Origin of the sequence: Selenomonas sp. KH1T6 (assembly GCF_900108415.1) — a bacterium.
GTDB classification, from domain to species: domain Bacteria; phylum Bacillota; class Negativicutes; order Selenomonadales; family Selenomonadaceae; genus Selenomonas_B; species Selenomonas_B ruminantium_A.
Window position 1 is genome coordinate 105168 of record NZ_FNWN01000008.1, and the last position, 20271, is coordinate 125438.

Genomic DNA, 20271 nt, shown 5'->3' on the forward strand with positions numbered 1-20271 from the left:
TCCTAAAACAAAGAGATTCATGGGACTTCTTGCTTTTGCCGACACTGTTTTATTTAGTGTAAACAGCGCCGTTTTTAATATTGTAACTGTAATTTTGACTAAAAGCAAGGATGAAAATAAACTTTGTTTTTCTCAAGAGAACACTTGACGTTCGAAAGAGGATGGCTTATAGTATTGTTAGTCTGAAAAAGAATATTGTATAATCTATAAAAAGGAGAGTCGGAGAGATGGGTATGAAGGTTTTGGCAGCTGATGGCATTTCCCCAAAGGGCATTGAGCTCCTGCAGAAGGAGTTCGAGGTAGTGGTGAAGGACAAGATTTCCGCAGAGGAACTCTTGGAAATTATCCCTGAATTTGACGCCCTGATGGTGCGCTCTGCTTCCAAGGTTACGGCAGAGGTCATTGAGAAGGCAGAGAAGCTGAAGATCATCGGCCGTGCAGGCGTTGGCGTGGATAACATTGATATCCCTGCGGCTACTGCCAAGGGCATCATCGTCATCAATTCCCCGGGTGGCAACACCATTGCCGCTACGGAGCATACTATGGCCATGATGCTCTCCATGTCCCGCAATATTCCCGTGGCCAACGAGACCATGCAGAAGGGCGAGTGGAATCGCAAGAAATATGTGGGCGTAGAGCTCAGAGGCAAGACCTTGGGCGTGGTGGGCCTGGGCCGCATCGGCAGCGGCGTGGCCAAGAGGGCGCAGGCCTTCGATATGGATATCATTGCCTATGACCCCTATGTTACCGAGGAGCGTGCCAAGGCACTGGACGTCAAGGTGGGCACTTTGGAAGAGGTCATAAAAGAAGCTGACTTCATCACCGTGCACATGCCCCTGACCCCGGATACCAAGGGCATGATCGGCTATGAGGAAATGAAGAAGATGAAGCCGGGGGTGCGCCTGGTGAACTGCGCCCGGGGCGGCATCATCGATGAAGAGGCTCTGGCCAAAGCTGTGAAGGAAGGCCTCGTGGCAGGGGCTGCCATCGACGTTTTCACCAGCGAGCCCATCCCCGCTGACCATCCTCTCATTGGCGTGCCGGGCATCGTGCTGACCCCCCATCTTGGTGCTTCCACCGTGGAGGCACAGATTGGCGTGTCCGTGGATGTGGCCGAGGGCATCTGGGCAGCTCTCCACGGCGAGCCGGTGGCTACTGCCGTGAATATGGCTCCTGTATCCCCCCAGGCTATGAAGGTCATAGAACCTTACCTCACGCTGGCAGAGCGCCTGGGCGGCACCCTGTGCCCCCTGGCCGAAGCTCCCATCAAGAGCGTGGAGGTCACATACAACGGCGAGATCACCGAGGTCAATACCAAGCTCCTCACTACTGCTGTGATGAAGGGTATGCTGAACCCCATCATGGAAAGCGAGGTCAACTATGTCAACGCACCCAGTCTGGCTAAGGAGCGCGGCGTGAAGGTGACGGAAATCAAGGACAAGGAGCCTGTGGACTTTGCCAACCTCATTACGGTGAAAGCCAAAGCAGGGGACAAGGTGCTTTCTGTTCAGGGTACTCTCTTCGGTCAGGAAGGACGCATTGTTTCCATAGGCGACTTCCGCGTAGATGTGGCGCCCCATGCCCGCATCCTGATCTGCCCCCACATCAACCGCCCCGGCATCATCGGCAAGGTGGGTTCCATCATGGGTGGGGATGGCATCAATATCTCTGCCATGCAGGTGGGCAAGACGGATAAGGAAGGAACCAACCTTATGGTGCTCACCATCGACAACGACCTGCCTGCTGCTACCCTTGAAAAGGTCAAGGCCGTGGATGGCATCTTCGATGCCAAGCTGGTCAACTTCTACGCTGTGTAAGGTTTTAGCCTCCACCGCTTGCGGGGGAGGGGGACCACCGAAGGTGGTGGAAGGGGGAAATGGCAACGATGCCAATATCCCTAACTTAGCTAATTATATTGCAACATTCCAGGCCCGCCGAATTTGGCGGGCCTGTTTAAGTGCGAGCAGCTTTCTGACGATAACAAGTATATAGATAGCATTGAGAGGAGGCACCCTTTATGATAAGCAGCGCTGAAACCCTGAAATACCTCCAGCAACTCCAGAATCTGGCCAATAATGCCGTGTCGTCAGCCACAAGCGCACGAAATGCAACGAAGCAGACAGATGATGAAGATGATTACCAGAGCATCTTTACCAGGATACAGAAAGAGCAGGAGGACTGGGATGCCAAGATGAAGGAACTGGACATCGCCCAGTACAAGATACAGGCCATGGACAGCTTTTGGACCGGCAGCCACAAATACCAGAACCTGGCCTACAAATACGCCCTGCGGGAGCAGCAGAATCAGAACCAGCAAGCCATCAACAGCCTGGTTTTCCACATTTCCGACCTCCAGCGCATGAACTTTGCAGACCTGGCTAACGGCAATATAGATGCCAAGTCTGCCGTGGAATTGCACAAATCCCTGAACACCGCCCTGCAGAGCGCTGTCATGCTGTCCATGATGAACAGCACAGTTATGCAAAGCATGCAGGGAAGCAACAGCGGAGGATTTTACTTTTAAAAGTTCATAAATGCCCTCAAGTTTGTAGCAAAACATCTTAAATGTTATACTATAACAATAAGAGCTACGAAAAGGAGGGCATTTTTCATGAAAATACAGTTGGCAGATGTATTTGCACCTGGTTCCATGCCGGACCATACATATATCAACCGTTCCTCAGAAGAGAATGGTGTCACTTATGAGGCGCGGCTTGAGAAAGCCTTGATGAAGAAAGGCAATCTGATTTCCATTACTGGCGGCACCAAGACAGGCAAGAGTGTCCTTTGCAATAAAGTAGTGGGAGCAGGACAGTGCGTAGTTATCAACGGTTCGGAGGTAAATAAGCCTGAGGACTTCTGGCAATATATTGCAGAGGCTTTGGAAATACCTGAGGAAATACAGGTAAGCCTGTCACAGCAGGAGTTGGAAGGAACGAAGTTTGCCACTTCGGCCAAAGCCGCCTTGTTTAATCTTTTATCCACAAGTATTGCCACCGGACAGGACAGCACCCAGACCAGTGGGCAGAACACGGTGAAAAAGTTGAGGCGCAGCAATGCGCTTATTATGAATGCCCTCATAAAAAGCGGCATTACGCTGGTTATAGATGATTTCCATTACATCGACAAGGAAACTCAGTTTTATCTTGCAAGGGTGCTGAAAGCCCAGATATTCCATGGCCTGCGGGCGGTCCTTTTGTCCCTGCCGCATCGTGCAGACGAGGCTATTCGTCTGAATCCGGATTTGATTGGCAGAGTGTCTTTCATAGAACTGGCGCCATGGTCAAAGAGCGACCTTGAGCAGATCGGCAGAAAGGGCTTTGCTCTTTTGGGAATGGAAATAGGCGATGAAGCGCTTGACATGCTTGCCAGTGAAAGTGCCCTGTCGCCTCAGCTGATGCAGGAGAATTGCTTCAATCTGGCTTTTGCCATGAGAGGGCAGGAGCGGGCAATAACTCTAGAGGATGTCAGGGCAGCTTTTCATGATACAGTAACGGAATACAAGCATTATCAGGATGTAGTGGCACAGATTCTGGAAGGCCCCAGCAAAGGACGGAGCCGCCGCAGGATGTATAAGACCAAAGATGGCAGGGAAGGAGATATCTACGACATCTTCCTGCTGGGCATAAGCGATGACCCGCCTATGCTGAAATTTTCCCTGGAGGAGATTCAAAGGCGGATCAAGAAGGTTATAGCGGAAAATGAAGCAATGCCTGCTCCCTTGAATTTGAGCAAGACGGCCAAGAATGTGGAAAAGATTGTCAAAGAAGCCATGCCCAATGCGGACACTTTGGATTGGAAGGAGGGGGAACTTTATATACTCGACCCGTTTTTGCTGTTTTATCTTAGGTGGAGTAGGGCGTGGAAGAGCGGCCTTATTTCCTGATTTGCAATGGTATCAATTACTCTGGTAGGGGGAGGTTCAATGGAAATGGGGCTATATGACAGGAAAGACCCCAAGAGCATTGAGAAGTACGGGCAGAAGATGATAGGCCGGACTTTTCAGGACATATATGATTCAGCCATAGAGCAGGGAATCCTGAAAGAATCCCCAGCCGAGTATGCTGTGAAGCATGCGGACAAGAAATACAAGGGCGGCATGGGGAATCTGGTGGAAGAATGCTTTTTCGGATACAAGGCCAACAGTGATTCGGGAGCTGACTTTGCCGAGGCTGGCGTGGAGCTGAAGGTCACGCCCTACAAGCAGACGAAGAAAGGCTATGCCGCCAAGGAGCGCCTTGTGCTCACTATGATAAACTACATGGAGATTATCAAGGAGCGGGACTTCGAGCACAGCCATGTCTGGTCGAAGGCCCAGCTGATGCTTTTGGTTTGGTATCTCCACATAAGCGGGCAAAGCGACCTGCAGAGCACCATAGACTTCGTGCAGCTGTTCACGCCGCCTGCAGCAGACCTTGAAATAATCCGGGAAGATTATGGGAAGATCATGGCCAAGATACGCGCTGGCAAGGCCCATGAGCTATCAGAGGGAGACACCCTGTACCTTGGAGCCTGCACGAAAGCCAGCACCTCCAAAGACCGCCGGAGGCAGCCTTTCAGCCAGGAACTGGCTAAACCCCGGGCGTTTTCCTTGAAAAGCCAGTACATGACCTATGTGCTGAACAACTACATCATGCCAGGTAAGGCAACTTATGAGCCAATCCTCAAGGCGGGCCAGCCTTTGACGGACTTCGAGACCTATGTGGTGGGCAGGATAGATGCCCACAAGGGCGAGACGGTCGAAGAACTTTGCCGGAAGTTCGGCCTTGAGAAGAACGCCAAGTCCCTCCAGGCCATGATAGCCTTCCGTATCCTGGGCATAAAAGGAAATCATGCGGAAGAGTTTGAGAAGGCGGGCATTGTTGTGAAGTCCATACGCATCGGCGCGAATGGCAAGATCAAGGAGAATATGTCCTTCCCTGCCTTCAAATACCGGGAACTGGCCGAAGAGACCTGGGAGACCAGCACCTTCGGCAGTTACCTGCAGGAGACAAGATTCTTCTTTGTGGTCTTCAAGGCAGATGAGGGAGGCGTGCTGCACCTGGTCGGAGGCCAGTTCTGGAATATGCCCCTTGGAGACATCGAGGGTGATGTGCGGAGCGTGTGGCAGGAAATGCACGACATAGTGAAAGAGGGCAGGATCCAGCTGGTCATAGAAGCCAATGGCAAGATTCGCAACAACTTCCCCAAGCAGAGCCAGCACCCAATCTCCCATGTGCGGCCCCACGCCCAGACACGTGATGACCGCTATCCTCTGCCGGAGGGCACCAAGCTGAACATAACTTGCAAGGGCAGCTATGGCTGGGATGATATCACCACCTACCCGAAGCACTGCTTTTGGCTCAATAACAGCTACATCTATAGCCAGCTTGATGACAGGTTCAAGAAATAAGAAATGCTGATGCCTGAGACCGAAAGGTCTTGTGCATCAGCATTTTTCATCAGTTATCTTCAGTTATGGGCTGCCCTGCAAAAATCTTGTTGAGCGTCAGCCCCATCTTCCAGACCACATCGGTGACCAGGGCGTTGCCCATGCAGAAATAGCGGAAACGCTCGCTCATGCCGGTGTCCGTCCAGCCCTTGGGGAAGCCCTGTATCTGATCGGCCTCATCAGGAGTCAGGAGCCGATACTTGCCAGTATCAAGGTCAGCCACCACATGGGTGCTGCGGTTGACGGAAGATTCGCTGGTCAGCATGGTGCGGGCAGGCTTGTCGATGGAATCGGGGAAAGCAATCGGCCCTTCCGAGTAAAAATACTTGTGCCCGTTCTTCGCCGTGCGCTCCTCATGCTTCGCTCCCTTGAGATATTCCCATTGGGCAAGGTTCTCCCCAAGGAAATACTTCTCGTCTACATCATGGTCCATGATGTCACGGAGCACCTTGCGGGGACCGTGGTAGACCGGCACAGCCTTGGCCGTGGCAAGGTGGCCTTCAGTCATGAAGCCAGAAGTCTCGAAGGGGAAAGAGAACCTTTCGGAGATTTCCAGCAAGTCCTGGGAAGGAAGCCTGCCCTCATCAACGCTGTCGTGTGCTTCAGCAGGGAAAGTGCTGGCAAAGAACCCATCCCGATTGATGATGTCAAGGGGGCTTTTACCTGCCTGTGACCGGTCGAAGTCCGTATCATTGCGGTAGGCGAAGATGAAAGTGCGGCGGCGGCGTTGCACGAAGCCATAGTCTGCCGCGTTGATGACACGCCACTCAACGCTATAGCCGAACTTCCAGAAGGAAGCCAGGATGATGGCGAAATCCCTGCCCCGCTGGGAGGCAGGGGATTTCAGCAGGCGATCCACATTCTCCAGCAGCACGAAGGGCGGGTGCTTCTGCTCCAGCACATCATAGATCTGCCACCAAAGGACACCCTTCTTGCCCTCGATGCCCTTGGCACCGGTGGCTGCCACAGAATAGTCCTGGCAGGGAAAGCCTCCCACCAGCAGATTGTGGTCAGGGATGGTGCCCTTGTCAATCTTTCCGATGTCCTCATTGACATATATATCCTTATGCCCCCCGAAGTGGCTGCAATAGCATTCAAAAGCGTCCTGCCGCTTGCGGCTTGGCTCCCATTGGTTAGCCCAGACCGTCTGCCAGCCCGCATCTGCGCGCTCAAGGCCCACCCGGAAACCGCCGACCCCGGCGAACAGTTCGCATATCGTCTTATCTAAGCTCATGTATGATCCTCTTCCTTGTCTATGTATCGCATATAATATCTTACCATCTGATGTCAATAAGATCAAGGTCTATGTAAGGATATTTGCACCAGTAATCTTGTCTTTTCCGTGATGAAGGAATAGAATCAGAGAAGAAGATATCTTGCTGGCGGAGGATGCAGATGGCAAGGACGAAAGAAGAGCAGCGTAGTTACACCATGTCGAGGATAAAGGGCAGGGACACGAAGCCGGAAGTCATGCTCCGCAAGGCCCTTTGGCATAAGGGCATACGCTACAGGAAGAACTACAGGAAACTACCCGGCACTCCCGACATAGCCCTGACCAGGCAGAAAATAGCCATCTTCGTGGACGGCGACTTCTGGCACGCCAAGGGCCATCAGGACAATCCCGGTGAGCAGGTGCGAAGCAACAAGGAATACTGGCAGAAGCATCTGGGCAGGAATGTGGAGCGGGACAAAGAGGTGAACGATGCCCTGACCGAAGAAGGCTGGCTGGTGCTGAGATTCTGGGAGAGCGAAATCAGGCGTAATCTGAGTCGGTGCCTGGAGCAGATAGCGGGCTATATTTGAGCGGCTGGTGAGCTTTAAGGAATCGTGCGGAATTTATGTTTTAAATAAGCTTGACTTTAAGCGTACTCCAGGTTGTAGAATTGCAATAGTAGATGTGTGCTTCATAGGGGAGTGTTTGCTGTGAAATATAGAGCACTTGGAAATACCGGAATTATGGTCAGCGAGATTGGCATGGGCTGTGAAGGGTTCGGAGAAAGCAATTGTGCAATGACCAGGAAGCTGTTTGATTTGGCGGAGGAGCGCGGGGTCAACTACTTTGACCTATATACCAGCAATCCTGCTATCAGAAGGGCTGTAGGGGAGGCCATGAAAGGGCGCAGGGAAAAGTTCATCGTGCAGTCCCATATTTGCTCTGTCTGGCAGGATGGTCAGTACAAGCGCACCCGCAAAATCTCTGAAGTGAAGGCTGGCTTTGCAGAAATGCTGGAGCTTTTGCAGACGGATTACATTGATGTGGGCATGATACACTATTGCGATGCCTTGTCTGACTGGGATGAGATAGTAAGTGGCGGCGTGCTGGACTATGCACGTCAGCTGAAAAAGGAAGGAAAGATACGTCATATAGGACTTTCCAGCCATAATCCTCAAGTGGCTCTCAAGGCTGTGGAAAGTGGCGCCATTGAAGTTTTGATGTTCAGTGTCAATCCCTGCTATGACCTTCAGCCAGCCAATGAGGATGTAGAGGAACTGTGGGCGGCCAAGAACTACAGCGGCACCCTGACAAACATGGATCCGGAGCGGCAGAGGCTCTATGAAACATGCCAGAGGCTGGGAGTAGGCATCACGGTCATGAAATGCTTTGGTGGCGGAGATCTGCTGGATGCCAAGCTGTCTCCCGCCGGTGCTGCGCTTACCGTGAATCAGTGCATACACTATGCCTTGACACGTCCCGGGGTAGCAGTGGTGCTGGCAGGTGCCCATTCCATAGAGCAGCTGAAGACGAGCCTGGCCTATGAGGAGGCCTCAGAGGAAGAAAAAGATTATGCCGAGGCATTTGCCTCCTTCCCGAAGATCAGCTGGACAGGGCATTGCATGTATTGCAGCCACTGTGCTCCCTGCCCTCAGAAGATAGATGTGGCATATGTCACGAAGTTCTTGAACCTCACTGTAGCCCAGGGAGAGATTCCGGAGACAGTGCGGGAGCATTACAGGGCTCTTGAGCACCATGCGGGAGAGTGCATAAAATGCGGCATCTGCGAAACCAGATGCCCCTTCGGTGTGAAGGTTCGGGAGAATATGGAGAAGGCTAAGAGCGTGTTTGGATACTAATCAATGAGAGCTGCTGAGGGGCTGGGATACTAAGGGAACAAAGCAGGATACAAAAATAAAAGGGGTTGTCGCATGGTTTGTGCAACAGCCCCTTTTGTTATTCCGTTATTCTTCTAAGAAACTTTCTTTAACAACCTGCAGACAAGCAGAATGAAGCGATTGCGATTATTGATGCACAGTTCCTTATTCCAGGCTGCGCAGCTTCTCCCTGACCTGCATCAGGGCATAGCCAAAGAGATTCCTGCCCAGCCAGCGCTCCGGGTGGGTGGCGTCTTCGTCAAGCCTGTCCAGGCCAATGCCACCTGTCCTGTCATAGGGACTGGCTTCAGCCAGGGTAGCGTCCCCCGTGCTCAAGAGATATGCCTTCATGTCCGGGTGCTGGCTGAACTTCAGGAAATTGCCTGTGCAGGATATGCTGTGGCTGAATTCCTGCCAGACTGCATTGTCCACTCCCTGGATGCGCATACTGATGATCCTGAGGTCCTTGGGATCGGTATTGACCCTGATCTTCCTGAGATTGACGCGATCGCCGAAGAGCATTGCCTTTTGGGCGACAATATACTGTTCCACTAAGGAATATGTCACGCCGTCAGCCTCGAATTTGCGCGCGAACCAGGGCGAAAGGCATTCCTCGGCCAGCTTGCCATCCGAATGGGGGCGGCTGCGCCAGAACATCACGAATTTCTCGCCCTCACCGTGTACAGGTTCCACGAAATCCCAGCGCGGGATGCTGTACCCTTTATGCGTAAGCACTTCCATATCCTCCAGGCCTTTGATTTCCACAGCCATACAAATCACCCTCCTCGTAAAGCTCGACAGCATATACTCCACTTCCTCTTATTTCGCTCCGCCCCAGCCGATTTCCTGCTCTATGCTAAAGATGATATAGCGCATTATTCTCCCCAAAATAAGAGGATAAAATAAACGATAAATACTTTCATACGAAAACATAATGCTTTTGTAAAAGCTCCCTTTATGCTATACTTAACATAAAGGGGGCTTTGGCTATGAATGAGCGTCAAATAAAAATCCTGAATATTGTCAACAAGGAAAAGCGCAGTGCTGTGACTGAGCTGGCGGCAGCTGTTGGCGTGTCGGAGGTCACTATCAGGAAAGACCTGTCTGTTTTGGAGGATAAGGGGCTTCTGAAGAGGGAACATGGCTTTGCCACCATGGTGGAGATCGACGATGTAAGCAAGCGCATGGCCATAGGCTACGAGGTCAAGCGTCGTATCGCCAAGTGTGCGGCGGCGTCTGTGGTTGATGGGGAAACAGTGATGATAGAGTCGGGGTCTTCCTGTGCTTTGTTGGCAGAGGAACTGGCAACTGTCAGGAGAGACATCACCATTATCACGAATTCGGTCTTTATTGCCAACTTTGTCAGGGACAAGCAAGGGGCACGCATCATCCTGATGGGCGGGGAGTTCCAGAAGGAGGCCCAGGTGATGGTGGGGCCGCTGGTCCGGAAATGCGCCGAGTCCTTTTATGTGGACAAGCTTTTTGTTGGCACGGACGGCTTCAATGAGCGAGGAGCCATGTCCGGTGACCTTATGCGCACTGAAGCGGTGCGGGCCATGGCGGATAATGCCAAGGAAGTGAATATCCTGACTGAGTCTGCGAAGTTTTCTAGGACCGGGGTGGTGTCCCTCTTTTCCTATGGAGAGATTTCTGCTGTATACACGGATGAAAATATCGATCAGGTTTATCTGGAGGTCTTGCGGGAAAAGGGCGTAGACGTGCATACGGCTTAGAAGAAGGCTTCTATTCCTGCTGCCAGGAACACCTGCCTGTATTCCTCCAGGTCCTCCGGGTACAGGGCCTTGACGTTTTCGAAGGCGTAGTTCCTGCCCAGCATGCGGTATTTGTTCTCACCGAACTGGTGGAAGGGCAGGAGCTGGACTTTGTTTGCTCCTGCTTCCTGCAGGCGGAGGACAAAATTTTTGGCATCCTCCAGGTCTGCATTCACGCCGGGAATCACCGGCAGGCGGGGCAGGACTTCCTTGCCTTGCTGGATGGCGTATTTCATATTGGCCAAAATAGGAAGATTGGATACGCCTGTATATTCCCTGTGTTTTTCTTCGTCCCAGTGCTTGATGTCAAAGAGCAACAGGTCCAGATAGCCGATGACCTGCTGAAAGACGGCTGGGGCGGCAAAGCCTGTGGTCTCCATGGCAGTATGGAGGCCTTTTTCTTTGCAGGCCTGCAGCAGGGCTATGGCAAAATCCGGTTGCAGCAGGGCTTCGCCTCCGGAAAGGGTGACGCCGCCCCCGCTCTTCTGATAGAAGGGCTCATCCTGCATGACGATGCGGACAATTTCATCTACACTTTTGCGCTCCCCCTTGAGCTTCAGAAAATGAGGGGGAGCCTTCTTTTCGTCCCAGGGAATCTGCAGGTCGGCAGACTGGCTCTCAGGGTTGGCGCACCAGGTGCATCTCAAAGGGCAGCCCTTGAAGAACACCACTGTGCGTATGCCTGGCCCGTCGTTGAGGCTGAACTTCTGTATATTGAAGATGGTGCCAAACTTGCCTTTTTCGTCCATTATCATCATTCCTTTTTCGAGAGAGTATCGTTCCTGTCTTCTTTTGTATAATAGCATATAAAAAGAATACTTTCAAATGAAAGTATGAAGACTTCTTATAGAATAAAAATCTTGACATATGGTTAGTATTAATATATTATTAGGTTACAAACGAAAGTAAAACCTTTGTTATCAAAGAGGAGACTGTGCCATGGAAAACAAGGAACACTTTGGCGCGTTGACGGAGCGCATGCAGGCCTTCCGGGAGGAAGTGCTGGATGAGAAACCTTATATAGATGCAGAGCGGGCCCTGCTGGCAACGGAGGCTTACAGGGCTAACCAGAACCAGCCCCAGGTGATGAAGCGGGCGCTGATGCTGCAGAAAATACTGGAGAATATGTCCATCTATATCGAGGATAAGACTCTCATCGTGGGCAATCAGGCCACCAAGAACTGCAATGCTCCCATTTTCCCGGAGTATACCATGAAATTTGTCATGGATGAGCTTGATAAGTTCGAGCAGCGGGATGGGGATGTTTTCCATATTACCGAGGAAACCAAGGAGCAGCTGCGTTCTCTGGCGCCTTTCTGGGAAAACAACAACCTGCGGGCCAGAGGAGAGGCTTTGCTGCCGGATGAGGTGGCTGTCTTCATGGAGACCGGTGTCTTCGGCATGGAGGGGAAGCTCAATGCCGGGGATGCCCATATCGTGGTGAACTATGGGCGGCTGCTTTCTGAGGGCTTGCGGGGCTATGAGCAGCGCACCCGGGAAATGAAGGCTGCCCTGGACCTCACTGACCCTGACAGCGTGGATAAGTACGTTTTCTATAAGTCAGTGCTCATTGTCATTGAGGCGGTGAAAGACTTCGCTCTGCGTTATTCCCGCCTGGCGGCAGAAATGGCGGACAAGGAGCAGGAGGGGGCACGCAAGGCAGAGCTTGCGGAAATCTCCCGTATCTGCGCCATGGTCCCCTATGAACCAGCTGCTTCCTTCCGGGAGGCAGTGCAGGCAGTCTGGTTCATCCAGCTGATCCTGCAAATCGAATCCAATGGCCACTCCCTTTCCTATGGGCGCTTTGACCAGTATATGTTCCCCTATTACAAAAAGGATATGGAAGAGGGGAAAATCACCCAGGCAGAGGCCTTGGAACTCCTGACCAATCTTTGGATCAAGACACTGACTATCAACAAGGTGCGCTCCCAGGCTCATACCTTCAGTTCTGCTGGCAGCCCCATGTATCAGAATGTCACCATTGGCGGTCAGACCACTGACAAGAAAGATGCGGTGAACGACCTTTCCTTCCTGGTGCTGCAGTCCGTGGCCCAGACCCGCCTGACCCAGCCGAACCTGACAGTGCGCTATCACGAGCATCTGAACAAGGCCTTCTTTGACGAGTGCATCGAGGTCATGAAGCTGGGCTTCGGCATGCCGGCCCTGAACAATGATGAAATCATCATACCGTCCTTCATCAAGTGGGGGGTGAAGGAGGAAGATGCCTACAACTACAGCGCTGTGGGCTGTGTGGAGACGGCAGTGCCCGGCAAGTGGGGCTATCGTTGCACGGGCATGAGCTATATCAATTTCCCCAGAGTGTTGCTCTGCGCCATGAACGATGGCGTGGACATGACCAGCGGCAAGCGCTTTACCAAGGGCTATGGCTATTTCAAGGACATGAAGTCCTATGAGGAACTGCTCTCTGCCTGGGACAAGACGGTGCGGGAGATGACCCGTTACAGCGTCATGGTGGAAAATGCCATCGACAAGGCTTCGGAAAGGGATGTGCCGGATATTCTCTGCTCGGCCCTCACGGACGACTGCATTGGCCGGGGCAAGACCATCAAGGAAGGTGGCGCGGTCTACGACTTTATCTCCGGTCTGCAGGTGGGCATTGCCAATATGGCAGATTCCCTGGCGGCCATCAAGAAGCTGGTCTTCGAGGAAAAGAAGGTCACCCCGGCCGAGCTTTGGGAGGCTATAGAGGACGACTTCCAGTCTGAGAAGTCCCGCAGGATTCAGGAGATGCTCATAAATGACGTTCCCAAGTACGGCAATGACGATGACTATGTGGACAGCCTGATTGTGGAGGCTTACGACTCCTATCTGGACGAGATCAAAAAATACCCCAATACCCGCCACGGACGCGGGCCCATTGGCGGCATCCGCTACGGCGGCACTTCTTCCATTTCTGCCAATGTGGGGCAGGGCATGGGCACCATGGCCACCCCGGACGGCAGGCGGGCTCATGAGCCGCTGGCAGAGGGGTGCTCACCGGCTCACAGCGCCGACAAGAACGGTCCCACGGCTGTCTTCAAGTCTGTGGCCAAGCTGCCCACGGAGAAGATCACCGGTGGGGTGCTGCTGAATCAGAAGATGACGCCCCAGGTGTTTGCCAAAGAGGAGAACAAGCAGAAGCTGGAGATGCTGATTGCCACCTTCTTTGACACCCTCAAGGGCTATCATGTGCAGTACAATATCGTCTCCCGGGAGACCCTGATAGATGCCCAGAAGCATCCTGAGAAGCACAAGGACCTCATCGTGCGGGTGGCGGGCTACAGCGCTTTCTTCAACGTGCTTTCCAAGGCTACCCAGGACGATATTATCGGCAGGACGGAACAGAGTATTTGACTTAGGAGGATGAGACCATGAAGCTTATCATCGACGATGCCCATATTGACCAGATCAGGAAGATCTACGAATACTATCCAGTAGATGGTGTCACTACCAATCCCACCATCCTGGCCAAAAGCGGGCGGCAGCCCTATGAGGTGCTGAAGGAAATCCGCGAGTTCATCGGCGCCAAGGCAGAACTCCATGTGCAGGTGACGGCCCGGGAGGCAGAAGGCATGGTGGAGGATGCCCACCGTATCATCCAGGAACTGGGAAAGAATACCTTTGTGAAGATTCCCTCTGTCCCCGAAGGTTTCAAGGCCATGATGGCCCTGCACCATGAAGGCGTGAAACTCACTGCTACCGCCATTTACACCCCCATGCAGGCCTTCCTGGCGGCCAAAGCCGGGGCTGACTATGCCGCACCATATATCAACCGCATTGACAACATGGGCTACAATGGCGTGAAGGTGGCCAAGGATATCCACGACATCTTCCGCAACAACGGCCTCCAGACCGAGGTGCTGGCTGCCAGCTTCAAGAACTCCCAGCAGCTCCTGGAGCTCTGCGAGTATGGGGTAGGGGCTTCCACCGTGTCCCCGGATGTGATCTTCGCCCTGGTGAAGAACAAGGCCATCACCTCCGCCATAGACGATTTCATTGCAGACTTTGAGGGACTGGTAGGAGCCGGCAAGACCATGAAAGATTGCTGAACTCTTTTGGTCATGCAGATGAGATGGTAGGTTGTGGTAAGTTTATTTCCTAAAGTTTTATAAAAAGACCGTTTACATTTATCAGAAAATAATTGACTTTCTCTCAAAGGTGTAGTACAATAGTCCTATAGATAACAGAAGCGGATCCGTAGCAGGGAACGTACCCTGCGGGTATGAGCTGTAAGCGTCTCCTCCTAAGGGACGATGAGGGGATTCATTGAGCGCTACGCGCTATGGTCCTGATGGACTTATGCCGGACGGTTCATAGGCGACTGCGGCCTGCTGGTTCAGGCGGCACGGCGTCCATCACTACTATAGACGACGCTCCTGGTACTGAGGGAGGAGTCACTGAGGCCATACCTTGAGCTTTCTGTGTATTGCCGGTGTCTATTTTTGTATACATGGAGGAATGTCTTTACAAAGCATTGTAACTGTGTTACTATAATTCCCGTAGAAAGTCATATATGGCAAAGGCGCCATGCAAGGAGAGTTTCCCGCCCGCGGAGGTGGTTTCTTCTGGCATGGCTTTTTATGTGCCCATTTGCCTGTATCATGAAGTTGATATTTATTAAAAAAAGGGTGGTAAAAGATGGATGAACTTCTGTATGTAATTCCCGCTAATTCCAGCAAGGAAGAAGTGCTCAAGTATGTAAGCGAGCATCCGGAAATCAAGTTCGTTTCCCTGGTGGGCATCGACATGGCCGGCAATGATACCGATGAGAAGATTCCCATGCGCATCTTCGTTAAGGATATAGATGATTTCTATGCAGGTTCTGCTGTGCAGACCGACGGTTCTTCCGTGGTGCTCACCGGTATTGCCACCCTGAACAACGCCAAGGTTGATATGCCTATCGACCCCACGGTGAACTGGTTCGTGGATTACAACTACGAGCATTATGACGAGACCCTGGGCAAGCCTGTAGGCACCCTGCGCATCCCTGCCTTCCTGGTGCATGAGGGCAAGCGCGTTGACTCCCGTGCCGTGCTGGCAGATACCCTTGAATATGTGAAGAAGAACATGCTGGACCTGCTCCATGCCAATCCGCAGATTTCTGGTCTGGATCTGGACGGCAGCCAGGTGGAGGATATCTCCTTCACCTCCGCTACGGAGCTGGAGTTCTGGGTCAAGACTCCGCTGGATGAGGCCTCCATTGAAGAGATGGAAGCTTCCCAGGTCATGCAGGAGCAGTACTGGGAGCGCACCCACGGTGCTGTGCGCACGGCTCTTGAGGGCTGCGTGCTGGAACTGGACCGCTACGGCCTGAATGTAGAGATGGGCCATAAGGAAGTGGGCGGCCTCAAGGCTCAGATTGACGAGAGCGGCAAGATTGCCCACGTCTGCGAGCAGATTGAGGTTGACTGGCGCTTCGATAATGCCCTGCAGGCTGCAGATAACGAGATCCTGGTGCGCACCGTGGTCAAGGAGATCTTCCGCGCCAACGGCCTGGAAGTCAGCTTCAAGGCTAAGCCCATGATCGGTCTGGCCGGCAACGGCGAGCATACCCATATCGGCATGGCTGCTGTCACCAAGGACGGCAAGTTCCATAACCTCTTTGCTCCTGCTGAGGCCAAGAAGGACTTCATGAGCGCTGTGGGCTATGGCGCTATCATGGGCATGCTGAAGAACTACGAGGTCATCAACCCCTTCGTTTCCGCTACCAATGACTCCCTGAACCGTTTGAAGCCCGGCTTCGAGGCTCCGGTCTGCATCGTCACCTCCCTGGGCCACACCCCGGAGGTTCCTTCCCGCAACCGTACCATTCTGGCTGGCCTGATCCGTGACCTGGAGAACCCCATGGCCACCCGCTTCGAGCTCCGTGCCTGCAACCCCTACACCAATACCTATCTGGTCCTGGCAGCCATCTACTCCGCTTGCCTGGACGGCATTCAGATGGCAGTGAAGCACACCACCGAGGAACTCCTGAAGGAGCTCTCCAAGAATGCTGGTGAGGAAGGCTTCTATCTGGAGAAGGACCGCGCTTACCGCAGCGAGGAGGATGTGTTCGAGGATTACACGGATGAGGAGCGCGACCGTCTCTTCGGTGCACCTCCTGCCACTGTCTGGGAGAACATGCAGAACTTCGACAATTATCCCGAGAAGAAGGCTGTCATCACTGCTGGCGGCGCTCTGCGCGACCAGATCATCAACGCTTTCCGTGCCGGTGCCCTGCTCCGCTGGAAGACTGAGCTGGTGGCCCGCATCATCCCGGAGAACCGCGATATCGTGCGCAAGGCCCGTGAGATTGAGTCTGACTGGGTGACCGACCAGGATGCTTACAACTGGAACAAGATTGCCATCCTGCGCAACTACCTGGCCAAGGACAGCATTGATGAGAAGTCTCTCTTCACCCTGTTGATCAATGCACTGAACGAGAAGGACTACGCCACCGCTTCTGGTCTGCAGGTGGAGATGTACGACAAGATGGAAGAGCTCAAGGCTCTCTATGACAGCTACAGCAAGAACATGCTGTAAGATTCCCATACAACATCATCTTTTCCATTAAAAGAACAGAACGCCCCGGTTCCGCTGAACCGCTCCCCGTCAAGTGGACAGTAAAAAATCATAAAATTTCTTTGGCTGGCAGATTCGTCTGCCAGTCTTTTTATGCTGCCAGGAACATGCTGTATTTCTCAAGTGGCGTAAGGGTTCCCAGCCCTCTTTGGACACGCTTTGCATTGTAGTAGCGAATGTAGACCACTATCATATGGACCAGCTCCTGCTTGTTGGTGAACTTCCTGCCATAGTAGCGCTCCCGCTTCAGTATGCCCCAGAAGCCTTCCATCGGCCCGTTGTCGATGCAGTGAGCTACTCGAGACATGCTCTGCTTCATGCCTGCTTTTTCCAGATTGCGGTGAAAGGTCCTGTTTGTGTACTGGAACCCCCTGTCGCTGTGAAATAGCGGATGAGCTCCCGGATTTTTCTTTGCCGCCTTGTCAAAGGTCTTGAATACCAGCAGATTATCGTTCCGCTCGCTTATGACGTAGGAAACAATCCGCCTGTCGTAAATGTCGAGAATCGCGCTCAGGTATATCTTGTGTACAGCAGGGCCATCATGCCACTTAAACTCCGTCACATCAGTCAGCCATTTTTCGTTGGGCCGTTCTGCATGGAACTTTCGGGCAAGCAGATTTTCAGCAATGTGCTTAGGGTTCCTGGCACGCCTTGTGCAACTGTGGCTACGGTACTTGATGGTGGACTTGATGCGCTTGGCCCGGCATATCCTAAGGATTCGCTTGTCGTTCACGTGGATGCCGTAGTCGTGGCGCAAATCGTCGTTTATGCGGCGGTAGCCTTTGTCCGGACTCTTGGCATGTATTTCCTCAACTTTCTCAGCTATATCCTCGTTTTCCCGAATCCTGCTGCCCTTCTTCCCAGCTTCCCACTTGTAATAGGCTGACTTTGCTATATGAAGCAGCCTGCATAATTCCTCAACGGGATAGCCTTTTTTCTGGCGGCACTCCCGTACAGCCATGTAGATACCAGCCTGCCTTATTTGTTCAAGCGATCCCTCCTCTCTATCTCTTCTAATTTTTTTAGCACATCGCGCTCCATTTCTGCCCTGTAAAGAAGATGCTTAAGCTGCTCAATCTCAATCTGTGCCTTCTCCAACTCTGTCCTTGGTGCCTGGTCCTTTTTACGCCTGCCCCGGCGGTCTTCCAGACCTGCCGCACCCATTTTCTCGTAACGTAGCGTCCAGTTCCTAGCCTGCTGGTAGCTAACGTTGTATTTCTTGGCTATCTCACCGTAGTTCTTATCCGAGGCAAGGGCAGCCCTTGCTACTTGCAGTCGTTCTTCCTGGGGGGCTGCGTGCTTTGCTCATGTAGCTTCCGCCTACTGAATATTTTCTGTAGTTAAGGTCTCCATGAGCATTATACACTTTTATCCAGGACTGAAGCTGATGCTTTGAATGAATCCCATATTTTTTGCAAATATCCAACAGGCTTCCTTCACCATTCAAGTAGCTAAGAACAGCTTGAATCTTGAGTTCTGTCTTATAAACACGATTACGTTCAAAGGGAATAAATGTACCATCGCCTTCTGATTGGTATTGCATTATCCATCCCCTAAATGTTGATCTATCCCCCATATAGTTCTGGATGCCTGACTCTGCGAGAGAACTCACGAATAACTCTAACCTTTTCCTCTGGTGTTGCTTTCTGTTTGTGTGGCATGAAAAACTCCCCCTATGATGACAGTTTTATTTTTCACTGTCTCTTATAGGGGGAACATATCACTGAAGGTTCTGCAGCGTTTTTTTGTGTTTGGTTGTCAGTATCAGCCGTAGGCCAGGGTACCTTTTTCGTTCACCGAGCAGATATCTGTCTTGGAGTCTCTGGTGAAGCCGGAACTCTGGTCGAAGTAGAAGCCGTTGGGGTTGGTGAGGAAGTTCCAGTATTCCTGTACGGCAGGGGACACGGCGATGGTGTGGCGGAAGGAGTAGGGCAGGGTATCAATATAGCGGACGGAATGGCTGCCAATCTGTACGGCCAGGGTCTTCCTGACGCTGGTGCCAGGCTGCAGGCCATCTATGTAGAGGTAGTTCCTGCCGTCTTCCATGTGGATGAGCACAGGCTCCAGATCCTTGAGGGGGACAGGAATTGCTTCTTCAACGTCATTTACCTTTACATATACAGCCTCATCGGTGAAGCGGAGGCTGATGACATCCCGCTGGCCGTTGTCCTTCAGGGAAGTAACAACGGGATAGTAGCCGATGAAGGGCTGGGCATAGGCGGTGGGAGTTTCGCAATAGGTGCTCTGGAAGAGTGACGGTTTTTCCTTGAACAGGATGGTGGCGGTCAGCAGCCCCTCAGCATAGGAAGCGATTTCGTAGGGATTGAAGTAGAAGGTGATTCCCTGAGGGTCAAGTGTCCAGTTCAGGGTACCCTCTGCGGCGCGTTGGGCTATGGTTTCTTCCAGCTTGTCAAAGGGGCTCTGGGGATAGTCCTGGCGGAGACGCTCACAGATGGCTTCAGCAAGGGCGCCCTGATCTGTGATGACTGCTTCCAGAGGCAGCTCCGTGCCGGTGACGGTATTGAGGTTCACCCCATGCCAGGCGTAAATGCCATGGATGCCGCTGCCTCCGGTGTAATTGTATTGCAGGAAGCTCACTGCCATGGTATCGGCCCGGCGCATGAGTACGTCAGTATTATACGCAAAGGGGTGATAGTAATTGGGATTTTCCTGGCGGAAGGCGGCTGCTTCTCCCTTCATGCGGGTACGGTTTTCCTGGGCGCACTGCCATTCCTTCTTGTTCATCCTCTCGATGGTCTGGGTGAGCAGTGGGTAGGCTGCGCGAATTTCCTTGTTCACGCCAAGCCCCGCAAAGCTCATGCGGAAGAGTTCGTATTCTCCCCTTCCGTCTCTGTCCATGTCGTTATGATGATGGACCTGCTTGAAGAAACCGTTTATGGCCCTGGGAGCGGCGTCAGCATTGGCGATATAAGCCAATGTGAAGCAGATTGCCCAAAGGAGGCTGGCAACTACCAGCATTATTTTTTTCACGTTTATCCCTCCTTATACAATGATGTAAATTAGAAAACTCAAAGCCCTCTATTTGTCTGACTTGAGTCATGGCACATTATTCAATGTGCCCCCACATTTTATGGCAAAATACTGCTGCGAATGAGTATCACCCATCTCAGTTTGATGGTTCACATGTACAATAGTACTTGAAAGAAGGTGAACATCATGCTGAGATTGCCTGATATTGGCTCCCACGCTGCCTACAAGCAGCTCCTCTCCCAACGCATTCACAACAGTCGCCTCAAGCGCTTCGACAATAAGAAGCGCAAACTGGCAGTCAAGCTCATGGCTCTTGACCTTTCACCGGTTGACGAGATCATGCGCCCCTTTTTACTCAGAGGAAGGTCGTCCTGCATGGCTGCCTTCCTCTATGCTGCGTTCCTACTTGCTTTCCATCTGGCTCAA

18 protein-coding genes are annotated in these 20271 nt (G+C 52.4%); 11 read left to right on the plus strand and 7 right to left on the minus strand.

Features of this window, described 5'->3' with window-relative positions; all coding sequences use genetic code 11:
- The first annotated feature begins 233 nt into the window (after positions 1 to 233).
- From serA to BLW59_RS07395, 4 genes are all read left to right on the plus strand, one after another.
- Entirely contained in the window at positions 234 to 1817 is a 1584-nt protein-coding gene (gene serA, locus BLW59_RS07380) for a phosphoglycerate dehydrogenase (RefSeq protein ID WP_074697290.1), read from the plus strand.
- Between the two features lie 200 nt (positions 1818 to 2017).
- Positions 2018 to 2524, plus strand: coding sequence for a hypothetical protein (locus BLW59_RS07385; RefSeq protein ID WP_074697270.1), 507 nt, complete (start codon positions 2018 to 2020; stop codon positions 2522 to 2524).
- A gap of 87 nt (positions 2525 to 2611) precedes the next feature.
- Positions 2612 to 3886 (plus strand): hypothetical protein, encoded by a 1275-nt coding sequence (locus tag BLW59_RS07390; RefSeq protein WP_074697271.1) that lies wholly within the window; start codon positions 2612 to 2614, stop codon positions 3884 to 3886.
- 39 nt (positions 3887 to 3925) lie between these two features.
- A complete protein-coding gene (locus BLW59_RS07395; RefSeq protein ID WP_074697272.1) occupies positions 3926 to 5392 on the plus strand; it encodes a Sau3AI family type II restriction endonuclease in 1467 nt (488 codons plus the stop codon).
- Positions 5393 to 5441: 49 nt separating this feature from the next.
- Here the strand turns inward: BLW59_RS07395 and dcm are convergent, their stop codons facing one another.
- Positions 5442 to 6665 (minus strand): DNA (cytosine-5-)-methyltransferase, encoded by a 1224-nt coding sequence (dcm, locus tag BLW59_RS07400; protein ID WP_074697273.1) that lies wholly within the window; start codon positions 6663 to 6665, stop codon positions 5442 to 5444.
- Between the two features lie 161 nt (positions 6666 to 6826).
- On the opposite strand from dcm, the gene BLW59_RS07405 reads away from it, so the two are divergent.
- Together BLW59_RS07405 and BLW59_RS07410 are read left to right on the plus strand one after the other, a co-directional pair.
- Positions 6827 to 7234: a very short patch repair endonuclease gene (locus tag BLW59_RS07405; protein WP_074697274.1), complete on the plus strand. Its 408-nt coding sequence runs from the start codon at positions 6827 to 6829 to the stop codon at positions 7232 to 7234.
- Positions 7235 to 7354: 120 nt separating this feature from the next.
- Complete coding sequence (locus tag BLW59_RS07410; RefSeq protein ID WP_074697275.1) at positions 7355 to 8503, plus strand: aldo/keto reductase; 1149 nt, start codon at positions 7355 to 7357, stop codon at positions 8501 to 8503.
- Positions 8504 to 8686: 183 nt separating this feature from the next.
- Here the strand turns inward: BLW59_RS07410 and BLW59_RS07415 are convergent, their stop codons facing one another.
- A complete protein-coding gene (locus tag BLW59_RS07415; protein WP_175463379.1) occupies positions 8687 to 9292 on the minus strand; it encodes an NADAR family protein in 606 nt (201 codons plus the stop codon).
- 218 nt (positions 9293 to 9510) lie between these two features.
- On the opposite strand from BLW59_RS07415, the gene BLW59_RS07420 reads away from it, so the two are divergent.
- Entirely contained in the window at positions 9511 to 10254 is a 744-nt protein-coding gene (locus tag BLW59_RS07420) for a DeoR/GlpR family DNA-binding transcription regulator (RefSeq protein WP_074697276.1), read from the plus strand.
- Here the strand turns inward: BLW59_RS07420 and BLW59_RS07425 are convergent.
- Positions 10251 to 11042, minus strand: coding sequence for a glycyl-radical enzyme activating protein (locus BLW59_RS07425; protein WP_217634610.1), 792 nt, complete (start codon positions 11040 to 11042; stop codon positions 10251 to 10253). The two genes, BLW59_RS07420 and BLW59_RS07425, sit on opposite strands and share 4 nt — an antisense overlap.
- 190 nt (positions 11043 to 11232) lie before the next feature.
- Between BLW59_RS07425 and BLW59_RS07430 the strand changes: the two genes are divergently transcribed.
- The 3 genes from BLW59_RS07430 (at position 11233) to BLW59_RS07440 (ending at position 16815) form a co-directional block, all read left to right on the plus strand.
- Positions 11233 to 13647, plus strand: coding sequence for a glycyl radical protein (locus BLW59_RS07430; RefSeq protein ID WP_074697278.1), 2415 nt, complete (start codon positions 11233 to 11235; stop codon positions 13645 to 13647).
- Positions 13648 to 13664: 17 nt separating this feature from the next.
- A complete protein-coding gene (locus BLW59_RS07435) occupies positions 13665 to 14342 on the plus strand; it encodes a transaldolase family protein (RefSeq protein WP_074697279.1) in 678 nt (225 codons plus the stop codon).
- A gap of 589 nt (positions 14343 to 14931) precedes the next feature.
- The gene (locus BLW59_RS07440; protein ID WP_074697280.1) at positions 14932 to 16815 is read left to right on the plus strand and encodes a glutamine synthetase; all 1884 of its coding nucleotides are present in this window, start codon (positions 14932 to 14934) and stop codon (positions 16813 to 16815) included.
- Between the two features lie 130 nt (positions 16816 to 16945).
- On the opposite strand, the gene BLW59_RS07445 is transcribed toward BLW59_RS07440, so the two are convergent.
- From BLW59_RS07445 to BLW59_RS07455, 4 genes are all read right to left on the minus strand, one after another.
- A complete protein-coding gene (locus BLW59_RS07445) occupies positions 16946 to 17815 on the minus strand; it encodes an IS3 family transposase (protein WP_074697281.1) in 870 nt (289 codons plus the stop codon).
- Positions 17816 to 17832: 17 nt separating this feature from the next.
- Positions 17833 to 18129 carry a helix-turn-helix domain-containing protein gene (locus BLW59_RS18310; protein ID WP_081348440.1) on the minus strand — a complete coding sequence of 99 codons (297 nt, stop codon included), beginning with the start codon at positions 18127 to 18129 and terminating at the stop codon, positions 17833 to 17835.
- Positions 18095 to 18397, minus strand: a complete 303-nt coding sequence (locus BLW59_RS17340) for a helix-turn-helix domain-containing protein (protein ID WP_175463380.1) — start codon at positions 18395 to 18397, stop codon at positions 18095 to 18097. Before BLW59_RS17340 ends, BLW59_RS18310 begins: the two co-directional genes overlap by 35 nt.
- 221 nt (positions 18398 to 18618) lie before the next feature.
- The gene (locus tag BLW59_RS07455) at positions 18619 to 19845 is read right to left on the minus strand and encodes an RsiV family protein (RefSeq protein ID WP_074697282.1); all 1227 of its coding nucleotides are present in this window, start codon (positions 19843 to 19845) and stop codon (positions 18619 to 18621) included.
- Between the two features lie 186 nt (positions 19846 to 20031).
- On the opposite strand from BLW59_RS07455, the gene BLW59_RS07460 reads away from it, so the two are divergent.
- The coding region (locus BLW59_RS07460; RefSeq protein WP_139283589.1) for a hypothetical protein at positions 20032 to 20271 on the plus strand (240 nt) is incomplete at its 3' end.